The sequence below is a fragment of the Rhizobium sp. P44RR-XXIV genome (genome assembly GCF_001999485.2).
Classification (GTDB): domain Bacteria; phylum Pseudomonadota; class Alphaproteobacteria; order Rhizobiales; family Rhizobiaceae; genus Rhizobium.
In genome coordinates this window covers 216461-238349 of sequence record NZ_MPVZ02000027.1, presented here as the reverse complement: position 1 = coordinate 238349, position 21889 = coordinate 216461, and the positions used below count along the sequence as shown (strand labels likewise).

Sequence of the window (21889 nt, the reverse complement as noted above, 5' to 3'; positions counted from 1 at the left end):
CGGAACGATGCGGGAAGCAGGGCTCATCGCCATCATTCTCGCCCTTTGCGTCCTCATGAGCTTTGCCTCCCCGCATTTCCTGACGCTCGGCAATTTCAGGGCGATGCTGATGTCCTTCTCGGTGGACGGTATCGTCGTCGTCGGCATGACGATCCTTCTGATTGTCGGTGGCATCGACCTCTCTGTGGGGTCGGTCGTCTGCTTCTCGATGGTTCTGTCGGGATCGCTGTTCCTGATGGGACTGGATCCATGGAGCGCATCGCTGATCGGCATTCTCGCCAGCGCGTTGATCGGCTGCGCCATGGGCTTCTTCGTCACCGTCATCGGCCTCAATCACTTCATCACGTCGCTGGCGGCCATGGTGATCGTGCGGGGTATCTGCCTCATCATTACCAAGGGAACACCGCTTTCGCTGTTCACGCTGCCGACTTCGTTCAAGGCGGTCGGGCAAGGCACCTTTTACGGGGTGCCCTATGTGATCCTGATCTTCGTCGCCGTGGTCGCCATTTTCGATTTCCTGCTGCGTCGGGCAACGGCCTTCCGCAAGGTCTTCTATACCGGCAGCAATGAGAAGGCCGCCCTCTATTCCGGCATCAAGACCAACCAGGTGAAGTTCTGGGTTACCGTCCTCTGCGCCACGCTATCAGGCGTTGCCGGCGTCATCTTCATGTCCAGGTTTGGTGCCGCGACCCCGACTTTCGGCGTCGGCATGGAGCTCAACATCATCGCCGCGGCCGTTATCGGCGGCGCGTCCCTGAGTGGCGGTTCCGGCACGATCCTCGGCGCCATCCTCGGCATTGCGCTTCTGTCTGTCGTCTCAAGCTCGCTGATCCTGCTCAACGTATCGGTCTATTGGCAGGACATGATCAAAGGCTGCATTCTCCTGACTGCCGTTTCCATCGACCATTTCCTTCACAAGCGGAAGGCTGCCTGACATGCCGATTGCAAAGCAGAAATCCCCATCTGCGCCCCGCGAGGAAATCGTCATCGCGCGCCAGATGCACCAGGCTCTCGTCCTGCACTTCCTCGAAGGCCTGACGCAGGCGCAGATCGCCGACCAGCTCGGCCTCTCGCATGCGACAGTCAACCGGCTGATCAAGCGTGGCCGGCAGCTCGGCCTCGTCGAGATCAAGATCAAATCCCCTGTCGAGCCGCTGGTCGATATGGAGGAGCAGCTTCTGGCCCTTGGCGGCATCAGCCGCGCCATCGTCGTACCGACGGTATCGGACAATCTGCAAACGACGCTGCAGACGGTTGGCGAAGCCGCGGCTCGCTTGCTACTCGAGCATATCGCAGACGGCGATACGATCTGCATTACCGGCGGCAAGGGTGTCAGTGCCGTCGTGGCCGGTCTTCAGGCGCCGCGTCGCTTCGATGTCGCCGTCATCCCGGCAACAGGCTGCGTCCAGGGCAAACACTATACCGATGTGAACCACGTCTCGACGATGATGGCCGACCGGCTAGGCGGCCACTCATTCCAGATCCATGCGCCGCTCTTTGCCGACAGTGCTGCCGAACGTGACATGCTGATCAACATGCGCTCCGTTGCCGATGTCTTCAGGCAGGCGCGCGACGCCAAGGTCGCCGTCGTCGGCATCGGCTCCATTCTCTCCGACGACTCCAGCTACTACGACCTGCATCCCTCTTCGAGCACCGACCGTGCAGCAATCGAGCGCTCCGGCGCTTCGTGCGAATTGCTCGCGCATCTGCTCGATGACCAGGGCAGCGTCTGCGACTACAGCCTCAACCGCTCCCTCGTCTCGTTGACCCTTCCGGAGTTCGCCTCGATCCCGACGAAGATCGGCGTGGCAAGCGGTCCGAACAAGGCAGGGCCGATCCTCAGCGTCATGCGCGGTCACCATCTCGATACGCTAGTCACTGACGAAGCGACCGGTGCGCGCGTTTTGGCGCTGGCAAATGGCGAAGGACAAAGCGCATGAACGGGCAACAATTGATACGCAAGATCGGCGGCTCGGACGTCAGCGCTTCGGCGGTCGGCCTTGGAACATGGGCAATCGGCGGCTGGATGTGGGGAGGCACGGATGAGGCGGAATCGATCGCCGCGATCCAGGCGTCACTCGATGCTGGTGTCACGCTCATCGATACCGCGCCGGCCTACGGCCTCGGTCGCTCGGAAGAGATCGTCGGCAAAGCGCTTGCCGGTCGCCGTGACAAGGCTGTCATCGCCACCAAATGCGGTCTCGTGTGGCACACCGACAAGGGCAGGCATTTCTTCGATCAGGATGGCACGCCGGTCCACCGCTACCTTGGTCGCGATGCGATCTTCCATGAAGTCGAGGAAAGCCTGAGGCGCCTCGGCACCGACTACATCGATCTTTACATCACCCATTGGCAGGATCCGACGACACCAATCGAGGAGACGATGCGGGCGCTGGAAGACCTGAAGACGTCGGGCAAGATCCGGGCGATCGGCGCCAGCAATGTCGGCACTCCCGAACTGCAAGCCTATATAGCGACCGGCGGTCTCGATGCCATCCAGGAGCGCTTCAGCATGATCGACCGGGAGATCGAGGCCGATCTGCTGCCGTTGACCCAGGAAAACGACGTCTCGACACTGAGCTATTCCTCGCTGGCGCTCGGTCTCCTGTCCGGTGCGATCGGGCCTGATAGAGTGTTTTCCGGCGATGATCAACGGCTGGGCAATCCCCGCTTTTCCGTTTCCAATCGCGAAAAGGCGCTAGCCTTTGCCACTGCCATCAAGCCGGTTGCCGATAAGCACAAAGCGAGCATTGCCCAGATCGTCATTGCCTGGACGCTTGCGCAGCCCGGCGTCACTTTTGCTCTTTGCGGCGCGCGCAATCGCGCGCAGGCGCTCGACAATGCCCGGGCCGGAACCATCCGGCTGGACCCGGATGATCAATCAGCCATCGATACAGCCATTTCAGCGAAACTGACCGATATGGACAGGTAACGGATCGCCATCATGAATCGTGAAGAGACGTTGGACGGGCTTCGCCGGAGCCCGAAGGTGGACGTGTGTGTCATCGGCGGCGGCATCAACGGCATCAGTGTCTTCCGGGAGCTGGCGCTGCAGGGGCTCGACGTGCTTCTGGTCGAGAAGCACGACTATTGCTCCGGGGCGAGCGCCGCACTGTCGCGCATGGTGCATGGCGGCCTTCGTTATCTGGAGAACGGCGAATTCAAGCTGGTGCAGGAATCGCTCGCCGAGCGTGACAGGTTGCTGCGCAATGCTCCGCATTATGTTGCGCCGCTGCCGACGACCGTGCCGGTCTTCGATATCTTCTCCGGACTTGGCAATGGTCTCGTCCGTTTTCTGGGACTGTCACGCCGGCCCAGCCGCCGCGGTGCCATTGCCATAAAGGCAGGCCTCAGCATCTACGATTTCCTGACGCGCAAGCGGGCGATTATGCCGCACCATCAGTTTCGCGGCCGGCGCAGCACGCTCGCCAAGTGGCCGGCGCTCAATGCCGACATCAAGAGTTCCGCGACCTATTACGACGCCTGGGTCAGCCACCCGGAACGGCTCGGAGTCGAATTGCTGGATGACGGCCTCTCTGCGGGATCGAAGGCGCTGAACTATGCGGACATCCGCGCGATGGGGGAGGGCCGATATCTCCTGCACGACACCATCACGGGCTCTTCGGCGGCAATCGAGCCGTCACTCATCATCAATGCAACTGGCGGGTGGATCGACATCACCAACGGCACGCTCTTTAAACCCGAAACACGGACGATCCCTCTAATGGGCGGCACAAAGGGATCTCATCTCATCATCGACAATGCGGCGCTCCATGACGCGCTTGCCGGCCATATGATCTACTACGAGAACGAGGATGGCCGGATCTGCATCCTGTTTCCTTATCTGGGTAAGGTTCTCGTCGGCTCCACCGATATTCGCATCGACGATCCTGATAGCGTGCGCTGCGAGGCGGACGAGCGGGACTATATCCTGCAATCCCTGTCCTTCGTTCTGCCCGATATCAAAATCCGGCCGGAAGAGATCAGCTTCCAGTTCTCGGGCGTGCGTCCGCTGCCTGCGAGTACGGACAGTTTCACCGGCCGCATTCCTCGCGATCATTTCTGCACGGTCGTGGACGACGCTGATGGCGGCCCATCGATCGTGTGCATGATCGGCGGGAAGTGGACGACCTTTCGGTCGTTCGGCGAACTCGCGGCTGATCTGGCGCTGGAGCGGCTGGGCAAAGAGCGGCAAGTTTCAACAGTCGATCGGGCGATCGGTGGTGGCCGGCGATTTCCGCTCGATCGCGCCGCATGGATCGCGCAGGTGGCGGCAGAAAAGGGAATTCCGGGTAGCCGCATGGCAGTGCTTTTCGGCCGCTACGGTACGCAGGCCGAAGCAATCGCCGGCTTCATCGCCATGGCATCCGATAGGCCCACGCCCCATCCGGATTATTCCGAGCGTGAACTCATCTTTCTCATCCGCAACGAAGCAGCCGAGCATCTCGACGATCTGCTGCTGAGGCGCACCACACTTGCCATATCAGGCCATCTCTCCCAGCAGATGATGGACGCGACGCTCGATCTTCTGGCGGCGGAAAAGGCCTGGACGCCGGCAGAGCGGAGTGCCGAGCGCGAGCGTTTTCTCAACCTCTTGCGTGACCGCCATGGCGTCACCGAAAGCACCCTTTCCGAACGGAACGAACAAAGGAGCATGGAATGCGAAGCAACAGCAAAGTCCGGATGAACCGGCTATTCAGCGGCGGTCGTTGCCTGGACGTGGCCATCGATCACGGCGTCTGTAACGAGCCGTCCTTCCTCAATGGTCTCGAAGACATGCCGGCTGTTGTCGAGACCCTGGTGCAGGCAGCACCCGACGCAATCCAGATGAACTACGGCCAGGCAGATCTGCTGCAAAATGTAGCCGCCAGGAACAAGCCGGCGCTGGTCATGCGCATCGATATGGGAAACCCGTATAACCGCACGCGGCACCGCGACATGTGGGCCGTGCTCCAGAACGAAGCCGAGCCTTTGATCGGTGCGATCGAGATGGATGCGGCCTGCGTCGTCGTCAATCTTTTCATGTTGCCCGACGAACCCGACCTTTTTCGCCAATGCGTTCAGAATATTGCCCGTGTTCGCGCCGACTGCGACAAATATGGCATGCCGCTGATGATCGAACCGCTTGTCATGCAGCCGGTCGACCAGGCTGGCGGCTATATGGTCGATGGTGATGCCGACAAGATCGTCACCTTGACGCGGCTTGCCCGCGAGATGGGAGCGGATATCGTCAAGGCCGACCCAACAACGAATGCGGAGGATTTTCATAGGGTGGTCGAGGCGGCCCGTTGCCCGGTTCTGGTTCGCGGCGGTGGCAAGGAAGACCTTCGCGCCGTCTTCGATAAATCGGCGGCCTTGATGCGGCAGGGCGCCATGGGCATGGTCTATGGGCGCAATATCTATCAGCACGCCAATCCGAGCGCGGTCGTTCGCGGGCTGATGGCGATCATACATGACGATGCAAGCGGCGAGGACGCTTTCGCGCTTTACCAGCGCGGCTGATCGTGAAGACTGGGGCCTTGGGAGGGGCTTTGCATGGCAGATTATCTATTGGGGCTCGACGCCGGCAACACCGTCATCAAGGCGGTGATCTTTGACCGGGAGGGCAACGAAATCGCGGCGGCGGCAGAAGAGGGCCATAGCCGCATGCCATGCGCCGGACAGGTGGAGCGTGGGCTCGACGAGCTCTGGGCGAATGCCCGCAAGGTCATCCGCAGCTGCATCGAGCAGGCCGCGATCAAACCCCAGGACATTGCCGCGGTGGGCTGCGCCGGCCACGGAAACGGGCTTTACGCGCTGGATCGCGACGGTCAGCCGCTGCTCGGCATTCAGTCGCTCGATACCCGAGCGGCTGGTCTCGTCGAGGAATGGCAGGCGCAGGGCGTGGGTGACCGCACCTATCCGATCGGCCAGCAGCGGCCCTGGCCGTCGCAGACGCCGACACTGCTCGCCTGGCTAAAGCGGCATCGGCCCGAGACCTTCGCCAGGATCGGCACGGTTTTCCTGTGCAAGGACTTCATCGTCAATCGGCTTACCGGCATGCGGGTCAGCGAAGTGTCCGATATGACCGGCTGCGGTTTGCTCGATGTCGCCAATCGCCGCTACGATCGCGTGTTGATGGAGGCGTACGGCCTATGCGACTGCATGGCGCTTCTGCCGCCATTGATTGAAAGCGCCGATATCGCGGGAGAGATCACCGAGGAAGCCGCCTGTCAGACCGGGCTTGCAGCCGGCACCCCTGTTGTCGGCGGGCTGTTCGATGTCATCGCGTCGGCCATTGGGTCCGGCGTCACGCGGACGGGTGACGCGTCGATCATCGCGGGAACCTGGAGCATCAATCAGGTCATCATAGACAGACCGCAACTGGCGGGCCCCGTCTTCATGTCCTCTACTTTCGACCGCGAGCGCTATATGGCGATCGAGTCGAGCGCCACCTCGGCAGCAAACCTCGAATGGCTGGTCCGGGAATTCTTCTCCGATATCCCGGCGGATGGCCGCTCGCCCTTCGATCTGTGCGGTGAGCTTGCCGCCGCCATTGTGCCGGCTGCCGACGACCCGATCTATCATCCCTTTCTCTACGGGGCGCAGCAGGACGGCAATGCGCGCGCTGGTTTTTATGGCGTTGCCGGCTGGCACACGAAGGGGCATCTCGTCCGCGCCGTCCTCGAAGGCGTCGCCTTCGGTCATCGCGAGCATATAGAGACGATGCGCCGGGCAGGCGCCATCTTCAACGAAGCGGTGCTTTCCGGAGGCGGCTCCAGAAGCCTGATTTGGCCGCAGGTATTTGCCGATGTGCTGGGGCTGCCGGTGTCGATCGCTCGTTCGCGTGAGACAGGTGCGCTTGGAGCAGCGATTGCGGCAGGAACCGGCGCCGGTATCTTCGCGGATTTTACCGATGGCGCGGCCTCGATGGTCAAAATGGAGCGCAACTACGTCCCAAACACCAATCTGGCGGCTCACTATGAAAGACGTTATGGCCTCTACCGCGACATCGCCAAGGCAATGGCTCCGATCTGGCGGCGCCTTGCATCGGTAAAGGACGATCAATAACAAATGGCATCTCAGAGCGGCCGCAGTTTCGCCCGGCGAAAAATGTGGTCGCTCATCGTGCTCGTTCAGCCCCTGCATCAAAAATTAGCAGAGAGTTCTCATCGGCAACCCCTAGATTAGCGGCCCCGCAAGTGTCAGCTTACGCCTTGCGAGCGATCGAGAACCCGCAACATCAGGAGGCCAGAACCCATGAGCACCACCGAACCCGATGTGATCGTCGTCGGCGCAGGCCTTGCCGGTCTGGTCGCGACCTACGAGCTGGTAAAGGCTGGGCGCAAGGTCCTCGTCATCGATCAGGAAAATCGCAACAATCTCGGCGGCCAGGCCTTCTGGTCGCTCGGTGGGTTGTTCCTCGTTGACAGCCCCGAGCAGCGCCGGATGCGTATCAAGGATTCTTATGATCTGGCGCTGCAGGACTGGATGGGTTCGGCCCAGTTTGACCGGGCCGAGGATTACTGGCCCCGCAAGTGGGCCGAGGCCTATCTTCGCTTCGCAACCGACGAGAAGCGCACATATCTGCATGAGTTGGGTGTGCGCTTCGTTCCGACGGTCGGCTGGGCGGAGCGCGGCGACGGCAATGCGCTCGGGCATGGCAACTCCGTGCCACGATTCCATCTGACCTGGGGAACAGGCCCCGAACTGGTGCGCGTCTTCCGCGAGCCGGTCCTCGACGGCGAGCGGCGCGGCCTGGTGCGCTTCGCATTCCGCCATCAGGTGGATGAGCTGATCGTCGAACAGGGCGCCGTCGTCGGGGTGCGCGGCACGGTGCTCGAGCCCTGCGACGATCTCGAGCGCGGCAAGAAATCGCCACGGAACGGAGTTGAGAGCTTTGAATACCGTGCGCCGGCCGTGGTGTTGAGCACCGGCGGGATCGGCCATAATCTCGACCTGATCCGCCGTAACTGGCCGACCGACAGGCTGGGCGAGGCTCCCAAGCATATGATCCCCGGCGTCCCAGCCCATGTGGACGGGCGCATGCTCGGGATTGCCGAGACGTCGGGCGCCAACATCATCAACCGCGACCGCATGTGGCATTATGTCGAGGGAATCCACAATTGGGACCCGATCTGGCCCGATCACGCAATCCGGATCATTCCGGGGCCTTCGCCGCTATGGCTCGACGCCAATGGCGACCGCATGGAGGCTCCGAATTTTCCGGGGTTCAATACGCTTGGTACACTGAAGCGGATCCTCTCGACTGGCCATGACTACTCATGGTTCATCCTCAACGAATCGATCATCGGTAAGGAATTCGTGCTGTCCGGCTCTGAGCAGAACCCCGACATCACAGGCAAGGACATCAAGCTGCTGCTCCGTAGCCGGCTCTCCAAGCGCGCGCCCGGGCCGATAGAAGCGTTCAAGCGCAGCGGCATCGACTTCGTTGTGCGCAACAATCTGCGGGATCTCGTCGCCGGCATGAATGAACTCGTCCGAGGGCCAAGGCTCGATTACGACCATGTCGAACGCCAGGTGCTGGCGCGCGACCGGGAAAGCGAGAACAAGTACAGCAAGGACGCCCAGCTGATTGGGATAATGAACGCCCGGCGGTACTTCAGCGATCGGCTGCGCATCCTCAAGCCGCATCGGCTGCTCGATCCCAAGCGTGGGCCACTCATCGCCGTGCGGCTCAATATCCTCACCCGAAAGACGCTCGGCGGCATTGAGACCAATCTCGGCTCACAGGTCATGCGCTCCGATGGAAGCCCGTTCCCCGGATTGTATGCGGCCGGCGAGGCAGCCGGTTTCGGCGGTGGCGGCGTCCACGGATACAATGCACTCGAAGGGACCTTCCTGGGTGGATGCATTTTCTCCGGCCGCGCCGCCGGCCGTGCAATTGCCGGACAGCGCACACCCTCACGATGAGCAAGACGGAGATATTGTATTGAGTTCCGGATTGGTCAGGAAACCAGCAACGCGCTCATGAGACCGGCTCTTTAGACGGACCGCTGCGGGTTGACGCTTCGGAAAAACGCGCCTCCATCGGCGCAAGACCGTTCGGATTGGGCTCCGTCAGGCAGCCGTAAAGCTCGGGGCGGCGACCGCGTATCCAGCGCTGGCCGGTACATTTGTCCAGCAGATCGAGATCGATTTCGGCGGTCACCATGGCATCGGCGGCCTGCCAGGTCTCGACCAGGATCCGGCCATAGGGATCGAGAATCATGGCATTGCCGGTGCGCACTTCGTCCTCGTCCTGACCGACGCCGTTGCTGAAGACCAGGAACATGCCGTTGTCATGAGCGCGAGACGGCAGCCAGCGCATGAACCATTCTCGACCGTTCGGGCCTCGAAACTCCGCTTCGATGGCGGCGGGGTCTTCCTGACGACGGGCCCATTTCTCAACCGGAATTCGCTTCAATCCATGTGGGCTGGCGGAATGCCCACCACCCGCCTGATGCGGCGCAATCAGCAGTTCCGCACCGAGCAGGGCGGTCGCGCGGGCGTTTTCGATGAGATTATTATCCCAGCAGATCAATATCCCCGCCCGAATGCCCCAAGGGGTATCGAACACGGTAAATCTGTCGCCGCTCGAAATGAGCTTGTGCTCCCAGGCATGCAGTTTGCGATGGCAATGGCGCTGTCCGTCGGGCATGCAGACGACATAGCTGTTATATAATTTCTGATCTTCGCCGCGCTCCAGCAGGCCGACGCCGATCGCTATACCCTTTTCTTGTGCCAGCGCCGCAACGTAGGAGACCGAAGGGCCCGAAAGAGGCTCGGCGAGAGCCTCCAGACCTTCGCCATCGAGCTTCGGAACATGCCAATAGCCGCAAATGCACATCTCGGGGAACACAACGAGTTGGTTGCCCGCCCGGACAGCCTCCTCGGTAAAATGGAGGATGCGCGAGAGATTATAGGCCTTGTCGCTGGCGCGATGCTGAAACTGTACGGAAGAGACGGTGAAGGTCACGGCTGTTGCTCCTGATTGTCATGAAGCGATTTGACCATCCGGGCATCTTTTCGTAAAATGATACTTTCGACAGAAATTATTCGATATTCGAATGGATCTTAAGCTTCTACGCGCCTTCTTTCAGTTGGTTGATACCGGCCATTATGGCAAGGCGTCGGCGAAGCTGTTCGTCACCCAATCGACCTTGTCCAAGCAGATACAAGCGCTGGAGATAACAGCAGGCGGCCCACTATTCGAGCGTGGCCGTCATGGCGCCAAGCTCACGGCCCTGGGTCAGCTACTGCATCAGGAAGCGCGCGCACTCCTGCGCCTGAGTGATGATATCGACCTGAAGATGCAGCGGGCCAATGCCGGCCTGACCGGATCGCTCGACATCGGATTCGGGATATCGACGCTGGTCACCGCCCCGCAACTGATCGCCGGCTTTCGGGCAAGCATACCGGAGAGCCAGATCACGCTTAACGACCTGCCGTCGCGAGAGCAGCATCAGCGATTGCTTGATGGCCGCCTCGATGTCGGTTTCTGCCGAGCGCCGGAAGGCGACAACGACCTGGCTTTCATGCCTGTTATCGAAGAGCGGCTGGCGCTGGTTCTTCCTCACGAAATGACGATCCCCTCCGAAGGTCGGCTGCCAGATCTGAACCGTCTCGGCTTTGTATCTCTATCGCCGTTGCGCGGGCCGGGATTGGATTCGCAGATCAGTCGCTGGTGTTCCACGATCGGCTTCACCCCGCGTATCATCCAATATGCGGACGATATCCTGACGGTCCATGCCGTTGTCGCGGCGGGGCTGGGCGCGGCATTTCTGCCCTGGCACGGCGTCAATGCGTTGGCTGGCCGTACCCACCAGCAACCTCTTTCAGGCCCTGAGGCGACGTGGCCCGTTGGGCTTTGCTGGCACCGGAGAAGTAGCAATGCCCTGTTGAGCCGCTTTGTGGACTACGTGTCGAAACATCACGGGTGAATCTGCCTGAGATGTCGATATCCGAATGACAAACGACAAGGCGGGTCCGACATTGAAACGGATTTCTGCCTGTTCACGCATAAAAGCACCGCAATACCTTTAGTCTAGTAATTTTATAGACAATATTCTGTCCAGCAGACCAGATCGCAAATCTGCACTCACGTGACCGGTGCAGCAGCGACCAAATCAGGGACGGGATATGAAACAGGAATTTTTGACGGTGAATGGCAGAAAGCGGAATGCTGTCGGCATCGCCTTGGCATTGTCTTTTTTGACGCTCATCGGGACGCCGGCAAATGCCGCGTCCGATACGACGAAACCAGTCGACGGCGGTGTCCTTAACGTGGGATTGGCAACCGATGCCGCGATCATCGATCCATCGATCACCGGCAACTCGATCACGGCCCTTATCACCCGCAATATCGTCGATTCCCTCGTCGGACAGGCCGAGAACAACAGCTTCACGCCCTGGCTCGCCGAGAAATGGGAAATCAATACCGACAATACCGTCTATACGTTTCATCTGCGCAAGGGTGTGACCTTCAGCGATGGCACGCCGCTCGATGCGGCGGCGGTCAAATATAATTTCGAGCGCATCCTCGATCCGAAGACCACGTCCAGCTATGCCAAGTCGCTGCTCGGACCTATCGACAAGATCGAGGCGCCCGATAGCCAGACGCTGGTGATCCATTATCGTCAGTCCTTCGCGCCCTTGCTGCAGGGGCTGAGCTTGCCCTATCTCGGCATTCAGTCGCCAACCTATCTGCAGAAGGCGCAGAGCACGACAAATACCGTTATCGGTTCCGGCCCCTATATTCTCGAGAATTTCACCAAGGGAAGCGGCAGCAAGCTCAGCCGGCGCGCCGACTACAATTGGGGTCCGGGCTATGCCACGCATAAGGGACCGGCGCATTTCGCCCAGATCGTCTTCAAATATCTGCCGGAAGCCTCCGTACGACTGGGCGCGCTCGCGAGCGGACAGTTGCAGGCAATCGACGCCGTGCCGCCCGCAAACTATCGCTCCGTTCAGGGCAATGGCAAATTGCAGGTGGTGACGAGGGAAAATCCGGGCGTCAACAGCTCCTACTTCCTCAACACCTCCAAGGGACCGTTTCAGGATGTGAAGGTGCGCCAGGCCTTCCAGACTGCCGTGAATGGCCCAGCCGCCGTGAAGGCTGCCTATTTCGGCACGTTGAAGCCGGCGGACAATATCCTCGGGCCATCGACGCTTTATTACGACCACGATATCCCGAAGAAATGGGGCTTCGATCTCGGCAAGGCGAACCGACTGCTGGACGAAGCGGGCTGGTCGCAGAAGGATGCCGACGGGATACGCAAGAAGGATGGCGCCCGTCTGACCCTGCACTATGTGTATGACACGGGCTCCAGCAGCGCACAGGAAGTCACACTGGCGCAGGCCGTTCAGTATCAAGTGAAGCAGGCGGGCTTCGATCTTCAGCTTGATCCGGTCGATGCCGGCGGTTGGACCGCTCGCACCAATGCCAATGATTACGATCTCGTCTCGTTCTTCTACGTGCGCGCCGAGCCGGATATCCTGCGCACGGTGTTTCATTCGACCTATCTTCCGCCGAATGGCCAGAATGTCTCTCGCGTCAAAAGCCTGGACGAGAAGCTGAGTAAGGCAGTTGGCGCAACCGATGCCGAGCGCAAGCAGCTCTATGCCGACGTGCAGAAGGAAGTGATCGAACAGGCCTACGCCGTGCCGCTCTTCGTCGCGGCCTATCAGCTTGGCGCCTCCAAAGCGCTGCACGGCATCTCCTGGGCCACCAACGCCAAGCCGAATTTCTATGATGCCTGGCTGGATCAATAAAGCCCTTCAGACCGCTGCGCGGCGGACCGGCGTGATCGTTGCCGTGCTTTGGGGCGCGGCGACGATTGCATTTATTGCCGTGAAGCTCATACCGGGCGATCCGGTGTCGATCCTGGCCGGCGGCGAAAATGTCGTCGATGAGGCCGAACGGGCTGCCTTGATCCATCAATATGGGCTGGATCAACCGCTCATCGTTCAATATGCGCACTACCTCGGCAAGGCTCTGGTTGGCGATTTCGGTCAAAGCTACCAATATCGCCAACCGGTGAGCGAGGTGATCTACGAGGCTGCCGGGCCGACGCTGCAGCTTGCCGGCACTGCTATCGTTATCGCGCTGCTATTAGCCGTCAGCATCGCATTGGCGACGGCGGGCCGCCGCCGCGGCCTGGGGCGGCTGTCTTCGGCCGTGGAGCTGATATTGCTGAGCACACCGGTCTATTGGATCGGCATCCTGCTGCTCACTGTCTTCAGCTTCAATCTGCAATGGTTCCCCGTAACCGGCAATGACGGGTTATCGGCCCTGGTGCTGCCAGCAATCGCCTTGAGCCTCCCTCTTGCCGCCCTGCTCAGCCAGGTGCTGCGCGATGGGTTGGAGCAGGCGCTGTCCCAGCCCTTCTCACTGACAGTCAGGGCACGCGGCGTCGGCGAGACGGTCCTGCGCGTCAGGCACGGCTTGCGGCATGCGGCGCTGGCGGCATCGACACTCACCGGCACTTTGCTGGCCGGCACGCTGGGTGGCTCGATCCTGACCGAGACGGTCTTCGGGCGCTCGGGCATCGGGCAGATCACGCTGCAGGCGATCAAGACGCGCGACATGCCGCTGGTACTGGGACTGGTCATGCTCTCGGCCCTCGTCTTCGTCATCGTCAATCTGCTTGTCGATGCCTTCTATCTGATGATCGATCCACGTTTGCGGAGGACGGGTCTATGACCAATGCGACACTCCGGGACGATGACGTACTCCTGCGCCGGCAAGAGGGCCGGCGACGTCCCTGGCTGTCTTTCGGCCTGCTCGCCCCGCTGGCTTTCGTGATCATTCTCGCGCTAGCAACCTGGGCGCCACAATGGTTTTCCCATTTCGATCCGGAGGCGGTCGATCCGGATGCCATACTCATTGCGCCGGACAGCACGCATTGGTTCGGAACCGACGAGCTCGGGCGCGACCTCTTCTCCCGCGTCGTCTACGGCACCTCGCAATCGCTGACCATCGGCGTCGGTGCAACGCTAATCGCCAGTATCGGCGGTATCGTGCTCGGCACGATCGCAGCGCTGGCGCCAAGGGTGATCGCCCGGCCGCTCTTGCGCCTCATCGATATTCTGCTTGCCTTCCCGGAAATCCTGCTGGCGCTGCTGGTCATCGCCGTGCTCGGCCGCGGACCTGCCAATACGCTGCTGGCCGTCGGGCTCTCCAGCGTGGCGAGCTATGCGAGACTGATCCGTTCACAGGTGCTTCAGGTCAAGCTATCGGGCTATGTCGAGCATGCGATCGCGTTGGGCGAGCACCCCTGGACGATTATCAGCCAGCATATTGTGCCGAATTCCATTCGCCCGCTTCTTATCCTAGCGACGATAGGTGTCGGCAGCTCGGTCCTCTCGGCCTCTGCCTTGAGTTTCCTCGGGCTCGGCGTCGTGCCGCCTGCCGCCGAATGGGGCGCGCTTCTCGCCAACGGGCGGAATTTTCTCGACATAGCGCCCTGGACGAGCCTGCTTCCGGCAACCGTTGTCGCCGTCTCCGTGATTTCGATCACGCTGCTCGGGCGCCGGCTGCAGACCATTCTTGCAACGGGCGATGTGCGATGAATATCCAGACCAGCTTGCAAAGCTTTCGCCCTGCGACTGACGAGACGCCACTGCTCTCGGTGAAGGGTTTGAATGTCACCTTCTCCACCCCGCAAGGCTTGGTCGATGCAGTTCGTGATCTGTCCCTGGACATTGCGCCGGGGGAGATTCTGGCCTTGGTCGGCGAGTCCGGATCGGGGAAATCGGTAACGGCGCGTGCCATCGTCGGCCTGGCCGGCCCACGTGCTGCCGTGCGCGCCGAGACCATGAGCCTGACAGCTCATAATGGCCAGCCGCTTAACCTGCTCGACTTGTCGGAGAGAGACTGGCGCGAGGTGCGCGGCCGCGAAATCGGCTTCGTTCTTCAGGATGCGCTGGTATCGCTCGATCCACTAAGGAAGATCGGCCGCGAAATTGCCGAACCCATCCTGACGCACCGTCTATCGCCGAGGGCACTCGTAGCGCAGCAGGTCGCGGAATTGCTGGCACGCGTCGGCATTCCCGATCCGGATGTACGAGCCGGGCAGTATGCGCACGAACTCTCAGGCGGACTGCGGCAAAGGGCCTTGATCGCCTCGGCGCTTGCCGCCCAACCGCAGCTATTGGTCGCTGACGAACCGACGACAGCGCTGGATGTCAGCGTCCAGAAAAAAGTACTGGCTATCTTCAAAGAATTGGCGGCCGCCGGACATGGCATTCTCCTGATCACCCATGATCTTTCCGTCGCGGCGCAGCTGGCCGATCGGGTCGCGGTCATGCAGAAAGGCCGGCTGGTGGAAATCGGCCCGGCACGCAGTGTTCTTGCGAACCCGCAGCACGACTATACCCAACGCCTGCTGGCGGCCGTGCCGACCGCCGCCAATCGCGGGCAACGTCTGAGTGCGCCGGGCACACCCTCGCCGAGCCGACAGGCCGTCCATTCGGATCAACGCCTGCTGGAGATCCGCGAGATATCGACGAGCTTCAGGCGCGCGGATGGCAGCCGCCTGCAGGCGGTCAGGAAGGTGTCTCTGCACGTCGATCGTGGGGAAACGCTCGGCATCGTCGGGGAATCCGGCTCGGGCAAGACGACGCTCGGCAAGCTCGCCCTTGCCTTGCAGTCTCCGGATGCGGGAGATGTCCTCTTCGAAGGGCAGCCATGGAGCACGCTTCCCGAGCGCACCCGTCGCCCCCTGCGTGCCGGCATTCAAACCATCACTCAGGATCCGCTCAGCTCCTTCAACCCGCGCTTCACGGTGGAGCGCATCATCGATCAGCCTTTGAAGCTCTACACCAGGTTGGACAGGGCAGGGCGCCGCGAGAAGATCGCCAAGTTGATGGAGCTGGTCGGCCTGTCGCAGGATCTGCTGGCGCGGCGACCATCAGCCCTTTCCGGCGGCCAGCGCCAGCGCGTGTCGATCGCACAAGCTCTCGCCGCAGAGCCAAAACTGCTGATCTGCGATGAGCCGGTTTCAGCCCTCGATGTCACGACCCAAGCGCAAGTTCTCGATCTTCTGGTCGATCTGCAGGCAAGGCTTGGCCTGTCCATGATCTTCATTTCGCATGATCTGGGGGTCGTCCAGCATGTCAGCCAACGCATTGTCGTCATGAAGGATGGAGAAGTCGTCGAGGCCGGATTGGTAGAGCAGGTTTTCGAACGGCCGCAGCATGCCTATACGCGTGAGCTGATCGCATCGGTGCCGAAGTTTCGCGAGGTTTAAGCGGGATTGCCGGCAAAGCCTTGCTTTTGTCGTCACTGTACCCTTTGGGCAGCACTTTCGTTGCCAAGCCCTCACGCGGCAAAAACATTCCTCCGCAGTTGCGAAGTTTGGGCGCTGGTCTCTCCAAAATAGTCGACTGGAAAACTAGATTTAAGTCATCGAACCTGCAGGAGCCAGAATGTCTAGCCAGGCTGCCAATGTCATTGATTTCCAGGCCTACCGCGATGCCCGCGGCAGGGATTCTGTCGCAACGTCGCACTCGAATTCCGTGTGGCCGGTTCAGCCTTTCCTGATGTGGGTACCCTTCGTCGGCTTCATTCCCGTCGTGCCATTCGGCCATCAGAATTATGGCGCTTGACGCGGGCAGGCCGTTACATCTGGTCTCCAGGGCGGAGGCAATCGACGAAATCTCGACACTGACAGGCCAGAACCTGCGCCGTCTGCGGACGCGCCGCGGTTACTCGCTCGATCGGCTGGCCAAGATATCCGGTGTCAGCCGCGCCATGCTCGGCCAGATCGAAACCGGCAAGAGCAGCCCGACTATTGCCATCCTCTGGAAAATCGCAGCAGCGCTGGACGTGTCCTGCGGTTCGCTGATTGCCGAGCCGCAAGAAACCACCCTCCAGGTGCTCACCCACGCGAAAGCCAAGGTCCTGTCCGCCTCGGAAGGACGGTTCCAGACACGGGCGCTTTTTCCCTATGAGAGCGAACGCAAGGTCGAGTTCTATGAATTGCGCATCGCGCCGCATCACACCGAGATCGCCGAGGCGCATCGGCCCGGCACGATCGAAAATCTGGTCGTCTCGCGCGGAACGGTCGAGATCGTCGCCGGCCGGCACGCCGCACAGATCCTCGGTGAAGGCGATGCCGTCATATTCGAGGCCGATGTGGCCCACAGCTATCGCAACATGACCGCGAGCGAAGCTGTGCTCTACCTCGTCACGACCTATGTCGAGGAAGTTCGCGGCTGAGTGCTTGGCAGCTTCAATGAAAAAGCCGCCCCTTGGGGCGGCCGAGGTAACCGGATAGAATGATACTCTTCCGGTGAGCAACAGCGAGCGGGATCAGGCCGCTTCCATCGTGCAGCACATCATCATGTTGCCGCACAACATCATCATGGGCATGCCGACGACATCATGGACATCATGCGCTTGCAGCATTCCATGAACATGTCCTTGTCCATGCCTTCCATGGGCATCATTTCGCAGACCATGCCCTTCGGCGTCATCTTGCAGGTCATCTTGCCCATCATCATCTGCATCATTGGCATCATCATGGGGTTCATCATCGGCATCTGGCCCATCATCGGCATGCCACCCATCATCGGATTCATCATCGGCATGCGCCCATCATTGGGTTCATCATGGGCATACCACCCATCATGGGGTTCATCATCGACATGCCATTCATCATGGAGTTCATCATCGGCATCATGTTCATTGCAGGGTTCATCGTCGCCATCTCCCGAGCTCAACCACATTCCGGTTTTCAATGAAAATTGAGGTATGCCAACTAATTTTCGCTTTCAATGCGAAAAATTGTTTTAATATTCTTTCCTCCAATAGAATAGATGCAACTCTGTTGGGTTGTCGATTATCCTCATTATTGCAGAAATCTATCCGTTATTACGGATGCCGGAGCAAACAGGTCGCTCCCTCGCTTGCCGCGAGCGCATTCGATTCGACGCTTGCGAAGAAATGCATTTTGCCGATGCCACACGCATCAGCGGAAAATCGTTTCTTTAATCCACTAATTTTATAGACAATATTATGCTCATGAATAATAGAGCCGCCTTGCCGCAGCCGTTCAGGTACCGGGGCAGGGCGGGCGCTGGCATCAGGAGCTTTCATGGATACTGTCCTCTATCTGGCCTCACTTGCAACCCGTCCGACCTTGCCGACGCGCTGGCGCATTTGGCAGATGCTCCAGCATCTGTTCGCAGCCTTCATGGTGCTCGTGTCCTTTATTCTGCTGCTGTACGCCGTCTGCGGCGGCTGAAAGTACCCGCTCGCCGTCGCAGCGATGCCCGCCAAACCTCTTCTCCTATGCGCCCATTCATCAACAGGAGTGTTGAGTGACAAGAATATATAACAGCTTCACGGACCTCATCGGGAACACGCCTCTGCTGGAGCTGCATAACTATCGCAGGAACAGGAGCCTTGACGCTCGCATCCTGGCAAAGATCGAATATTTCAACCCCGCCGGCAGCGTGAAGGATCGCATCGCCTGGGGCATCATCAAGGATGCCGAAGAGAGGGGAAAGATCCGGCCGGGCGATCTGCTTGTCGATGTGACGAGCGGCAATACCGGCATTGGCATCGCGGCCGTCGCCGCATCCCGGGGCTACCGGACGAAATTCTATCTGAGCGACAATATCAGCCCCGACAAGATCAAGCTGCTCCGCTTTTTCGGCGCTGAAATCGTCACGGTGAAAAACGAGTTCTTCCTCGATCCGGAGGCGCTCGACAAGATCACGGCGCGCGTACAGGAAGAGAACCCAACGGCTTTCTTCACCGATCAGCTCGCCAATCCGGCAAATCCGCGCACGCATTTCGATACGACAGGCCCCGAGATCTGGCGAGATACCGAAGGCACTATCGATATCTTCGTTGGCGGCGTCGGCACTGGTGGCACCATTTCGGGGGCCGGCAAGTTTCTCAGATCCAAGAAACCGGATCTGAAGATCGTCATCGCCGAACCGGCAGCGGAATCCTTGCCGACGGAAGAAAATCCCTATCCGGAGGAAATCGACGGCGTGCACAAGGTGAGCGAGGTGCCGCCCGAGCAATTGCCGCGCAACTTCGACACGACGATTGCCGATGAGGTGATCGCGCTCAACACGGCTGACGCGCGCAAGACAGCGAGAGCGCTGGCGGCCGAGGAGGGCATATTTGCCGGAACCTCGTCGGGCGCCGTATTGTGGGTGGCGACCAAGCTGGCCGCGCGTCCGGAAAACGCCGGCAAGGTCATCGTCGCGGTTCTGCCCGACACCGGCGAACGATATCTGGCGGCAGAAACGGAGCAGGCTTGATGAGCAATTCAGACGATCGCCTGGACCCGCTTGGCCCGAATACCCAGCTCGTGCGAGCCGGCTACGATCCATTCGACTATCATGGCTTCATCAACCCACCCAAGGTTCACGCCTCGACCGTTCTCTTCCCCGACACGCAGACGATGGAATGGCATGGGCAGAAATACACCTACGCAACGCGGGGCACGCCGACCACGGATGCGCTCTGCAACGCCGTCAATGAATTGGAAGGTGCCGCCGGCACAGTGCTGGTTCCCTCCGGTCTTGCGGCGGTTACCGTCGCGCTGCTGGCCTATCTCTCGCCCGGCGATCACGCGCTGATCGTCGATTCCGTCTACGGCAACGTCAGGCAATTCTGCGATACCATGCTGGCGCGGTTCGGCATCGAGATCGACTATTACAATCCAGCGGCCGGCGCGGAGATCGAGGCTTTGTTCCGCCCGAACACGAAGCTGGTTCACACCGAGGCGCCGGGTTCGAATACTTTCGAAATCCAGGATATTCCAGCGATCGCAGAAGTGGCGCATCGGCATGACGCAGTCGTGACCATGGACAATACCTGGGCGACGCCGCTCTATTTCAAGCCGCTGGATTTCGGTGTCGATGTATCCATCCAGGCTTCGACAAAATATCCGGCCGGTCACGCCGATATCCTGATGGGAACGATCTCCGCCAACGCCAAGCATTGGCGCAAGCTGAAGCAGGCCAACGGCGCGCTCGGCTTTTGCGGCACACCCGACGACGCCTATCAGGTTCTGCGCGGCTTGCGCACGATGGGTATCCGGCTGGAGCGGCATCAGGCAAGTGCTCTGGCGGTGGCGAAATGGCTCGAGGCACGGGAGGACGTTGCCCGCGTCCTTCATCCGGCTCTCAGCAGCTTTCCGGGCCACGATATCTGGAAACGCGACTTCAAGGGCGCCGGCGGTGTCTTTTCTTTCGTCCTTGCCACAGATCGAAAGCAGGATTTTGCGCCGAGGGCTGAGAGATTTCTCGATGCTCTCTCGCTCTTCGGCCTCGGCTATTCCTGGGGTGGGTTTCAGAGCCTGGCGCTGGTGGTCGATCTCAGCGATCGACGCGTGGTGCAGGCACCCGAGGAAGGGCCGCTCATCCGTCTGCAGATCGGGCTTGAAGATGTGAGCGATCTCATTGCCGACCTCGAACGCGGGTTTGCCGCGGCGGCTGTCGTCTGAACGGCAAGTTCGAAGCTATGCCGGCTGTCTGCCCCGGCGTCGGGGCAGACATTCAATGTCATCAGCAGCCTCAGCCATGTCTCGCTGCGGGTATGGTCCCTGTCGCAGCGACATAGGGCGGCAGCTCCAGATTCGAGCGGAAGTCATCTCCGACATAATCCGTATCGATGATCGAGCGGCGGCGTAGCTCGGGCAGCAATCCGTTGATAAGCAAATCCTCCTGATCCGGATTACCCAATCCATGCAGGGACAGCACATCCAGAACGCCGGCGCGGACACGCTCTTCAATGGCATCCGCAAGCTGTTCCGGTGTGCCGGCCACCGACCAGTGACCGGTTTCCTGTGCCTGGATAATCAATTCGCGCAGCGTCAGACCATCACGGGCATAACGGCGGAAGATCTCCACACGGCCACGCCGGCGATTGATGCTGGTGACTTCCGGTAGCAATGTTTCCGGCAGCGGCTTGTCGAGCGGCAACTCTGAGAGGTCCAGACTGCGCCGAGCATATCAGCCAGTTTCAGGCGGCCCTGTTCGTAGTCGATCCGCTCCTGCTTTTCCTTCAGCCGCCTTGCCACGTCGGCATCGGATTCGCCGATAACCGAATGGAAGGAGTTCATGATGAAGGGAAGACCGCTTGCCCGCCCGAAGCTGGTTGCACGGCGGCGCAACTCCGTTGCAAAGGCAATGGCGTCCTCGAGCTTCGGCTGCGACGTATAGACCACTTCGGCATATCGCGCGCCGACCGTCACACCCGCTTCGGACTGTCCGGCCTGAAACTGGACCGGGCGTCCCTGCGGCAATGGCGGCACGTTGAGCGGTCCTTCGACGCTGAAATGCTTGCCGCGATAATTGATCCGATGGAACTTCGCCGGGTCGATGCTGACCGCTCCGGAGGCTTTGCGGGTAGCGGCATCGCGCTCGTTGGCGTCATAGAGCGCGTTGACGATCTCGATGAATTCGGCCGCGCGCTCGTAGCGTTCTTCCGGGCTTGGCAATGTCTCGCCGAAATTCTCTTCGCCGACGGAAGAGGTCACCGCGTTCCAGCCGGCGCGTCCGCCACTTGCATGGTCGAGCGTGCCGATCTGGCGGGCCAGATTGTAGGGGTAATGAAAGGTGGTAGAAACGGTGGCGATCAGGCCGATCTGCGATGTCACCTGGCTGAGCGCAGCAAGGGCGATGATCGGCTCCTGAATGCCCGCCGTCCCCGCAAGTCCCGCCGGATCGATGTGGAGAAGGTCAGCCGTGAACAGGCCGGTAATCTTTTCGGCCTCGGCCTTGCGGGCCAATTCGACGGCCCGTTTGATGCCCGTCACCGGGCTTGCATCATTCGATGCGGCAACGACACTGCCTGCTCCGGTCAGGGTCTTCAGGCGTCTGGTACGATTGAGCGTCATGACGGATTTCCTTGCGAGTCTAGAGATCTGCATCCGGCACC

21 protein-coding genes and 1 pseudogene are annotated in these 21889 nt (G+C 60.4%); 18 read left to right on the top strand and 4 right to left on the bottom strand.

Going from position 1 to position 21889, the window contains the following annotated elements; translation table 11 throughout:
- Window positions 1-7: 7 nt before the first annotated feature.
- From BSK43_RS13485 to BSK43_RS13455, 7 genes are all read left to right on the top strand, one after another.
- Complete coding sequence (locus tag BSK43_RS13485) at window positions 8-934, top strand: ABC transporter permease (protein WP_348641756.1); 927 nt, start codon at window positions 8-10, stop codon at window positions 932-934.
- 1 nt (window position 935) lies between these two features.
- A complete protein-coding gene (locus BSK43_RS13480; RefSeq protein WP_077470671.1) occupies window positions 936-1940 on the top strand; it encodes a sugar-binding transcriptional regulator in 1005 nt (334 codons plus the stop codon).
- Window positions 1937-2932: an aldo/keto reductase gene (locus BSK43_RS13475; RefSeq protein WP_077470670.1), complete on the top strand. Its 996-nt coding sequence runs from the start codon at window positions 1937-1939 to the stop codon at window positions 2930-2932. The genes BSK43_RS13480 and BSK43_RS13475 overlap by 4 nt, the downstream gene beginning before the upstream one ends.
- A gap of 12 nt (window positions 2933-2944) precedes the next feature.
- Complete coding sequence (locus BSK43_RS13470; RefSeq protein ID WP_077470669.1) at window positions 2945-4687, top strand: glycerol-3-phosphate dehydrogenase/oxidase; 1743 nt, start codon at window positions 2945-2947, stop codon at window positions 4685-4687.
- The gene (locus BSK43_RS13465; RefSeq protein WP_077470668.1) at window positions 4660-5502 is read left to right on the top strand and encodes a class I fructose-bisphosphate aldolase; all 843 of its coding nucleotides are present in this window, start codon (window positions 4660-4662) and stop codon (window positions 5500-5502) included. The genes BSK43_RS13470 and BSK43_RS13465 overlap by 28 nt, the downstream gene beginning before the upstream one ends.
- A 33-nt stretch (window positions 5503-5535) precedes the next feature.
- Window positions 5536-7050 (top strand): FGGY-family carbohydrate kinase, encoded by a 1515-nt coding sequence (locus BSK43_RS13460; RefSeq protein WP_077470667.1) that lies wholly within the window; start codon window positions 5536-5538, stop codon window positions 7048-7050.
- Window positions 7051-7239: 189 nt separating this feature from the next.
- Complete coding sequence (locus BSK43_RS13455; RefSeq protein WP_077470666.1) at window positions 7240-8913, top strand: FAD-binding dehydrogenase; 1674 nt, start codon at window positions 7240-7242, stop codon at window positions 8911-8913.
- Between the two features lie 55 nt (window positions 8914-8968).
- On the opposite strand, the gene BSK43_RS13450 is transcribed toward BSK43_RS13455, so the two are convergent.
- Window positions 8969-9958, bottom strand: coding sequence for a nitrilase family protein (locus tag BSK43_RS13450; RefSeq protein WP_077470665.1), 990 nt, complete (start codon window positions 9956-9958; stop codon window positions 8969-8971).
- A gap of 91 nt (window positions 9959-10049) precedes the next feature.
- Here BSK43_RS13450 and BSK43_RS13445 point away from each other — a divergent pair, with 91 nt between their 5' ends.
- The 8 genes and pseudogenes from BSK43_RS13445 (at window position 10050) to BSK43_RS35400 (ending at window position 17727) form a co-directional block, all read left to right on the top strand.
- On the top strand, window positions 10050-10922 hold the full coding sequence (locus BSK43_RS13445) for a LysR family transcriptional regulator (protein ID WP_077470664.1): 873 nt from the start codon (window positions 10050-10052) through the stop codon (window positions 10920-10922).
- A 199-nt stretch (window positions 10923-11121) separates the two neighbouring features.
- Window positions 11122-12753: an ABC transporter substrate-binding protein gene (locus BSK43_RS13440; protein ID WP_077470663.1), complete on the top strand. Its 1632-nt coding sequence runs from the start codon at window positions 11122-11124 to the stop codon at window positions 12751-12753.
- Entirely contained in the window at window positions 12731-13684 is a 954-nt protein-coding gene (locus tag BSK43_RS13435; protein ID WP_077470662.1) for an ABC transporter permease, read from the top strand. Before BSK43_RS13440 ends, BSK43_RS13435 begins: the two co-directional genes overlap by 23 nt.
- On the top strand, window positions 13681-14553 hold the full coding sequence (locus tag BSK43_RS13430) for an ABC transporter permease (protein ID WP_077470661.1): 873 nt from the start codon (window positions 13681-13683) through the stop codon (window positions 14551-14553). Before BSK43_RS13435 ends, BSK43_RS13430 begins: the two co-directional genes overlap by 4 nt.
- Complete coding sequence (locus tag BSK43_RS13425) at window positions 14550-16232, top strand: ABC transporter ATP-binding protein (protein WP_077470660.1); 1683 nt, start codon at window positions 14550-14552, stop codon at window positions 16230-16232. Before BSK43_RS13430 ends, BSK43_RS13425 begins: the two co-directional genes overlap by 4 nt.
- 178 nt (window positions 16233-16410) lie before the next feature.
- Window positions 16411-16590 (top strand): hypothetical protein, encoded by a 180-nt coding sequence (locus BSK43_RS13420; RefSeq protein WP_077470659.1) that lies wholly within the window; start codon window positions 16411-16413, stop codon window positions 16588-16590.
- Window positions 16580-17203: an XRE family transcriptional regulator gene (locus tag BSK43_RS13415; protein ID WP_077470658.1), complete on the top strand. Its 624-nt coding sequence runs from the start codon at window positions 16580-16582 to the stop codon at window positions 17201-17203. Before BSK43_RS13420 ends, BSK43_RS13415 begins: the two co-directional genes overlap by 11 nt.
- 124 nt (window positions 17204-17327) lie before the next feature.
- A pseudogene (locus BSK43_RS35400) lies at window positions 17328-17727 on the top strand (hypothetical protein).
- Between the two features lie 130 nt (window positions 17728-17857).
- Here the strand turns inward: BSK43_RS35400 and BSK43_RS13405 are convergent.
- The gene (locus BSK43_RS13405; protein WP_136686904.1) at window positions 17858-18082 is read right to left on the bottom strand and encodes a hypothetical protein; all 225 of its coding nucleotides are present in this window, start codon (window positions 18080-18082) and stop codon (window positions 17858-17860) included.
- Here BSK43_RS13405 and BSK43_RS35070 point away from each other — a divergent pair.
- The 3 genes from BSK43_RS35070 to BSK43_RS13395 all read left to right on the top strand — a co-directional run bounded on the left by BSK43_RS35070 (window position 18081) and on the right by BSK43_RS13395 (window position 20453).
- Window positions 18081-18230, top strand: a complete 150-nt coding sequence (locus tag BSK43_RS35070) for a hypothetical protein (RefSeq protein WP_169055393.1) — start codon at window positions 18081-18083, stop codon at window positions 18228-18230. The genes BSK43_RS13405 and BSK43_RS35070 overlap by 2 nt on opposite strands.
- A gap of 76 nt (window positions 18231-18306) precedes the next feature.
- Window positions 18307-19263: a cysteine synthase family protein gene (locus BSK43_RS13400; protein WP_077470657.1), complete on the top strand. Its 957-nt coding sequence runs from the start codon at window positions 18307-18309 to the stop codon at window positions 19261-19263.
- Window positions 19263-20453, top strand: coding sequence for a cystathionine beta-lyase (locus BSK43_RS13395; RefSeq protein ID WP_077470656.1), 1191 nt, complete (start codon window positions 19263-19265; stop codon window positions 20451-20453). The genes BSK43_RS13400 and BSK43_RS13395 overlap by 1 nt, the downstream gene beginning before the upstream one ends.
- A gap of 70 nt (window positions 20454-20523) precedes the next feature.
- Here the strand turns inward: BSK43_RS13395 and BSK43_RS35680 are convergent, their stop codons facing one another.
- Window positions 20524-20859, bottom strand: a complete 336-nt coding sequence (locus tag BSK43_RS35680; RefSeq protein WP_246662567.1) for a hypothetical protein — start codon at window positions 20857-20859, stop codon at window positions 20524-20526.
- Window positions 20823-21848 carry an LLM class flavin-dependent oxidoreductase gene (locus BSK43_RS13390; protein WP_246662566.1) on the bottom strand — a complete coding sequence of 342 codons (1026 nt, stop codon included), beginning with the start codon at window positions 21846-21848 and terminating at the stop codon, window positions 20823-20825. Before BSK43_RS13390 ends, BSK43_RS35680 begins: the two co-directional genes overlap by 37 nt.
- Window positions 21849-21889 lie beyond the last annotated feature (41 nt).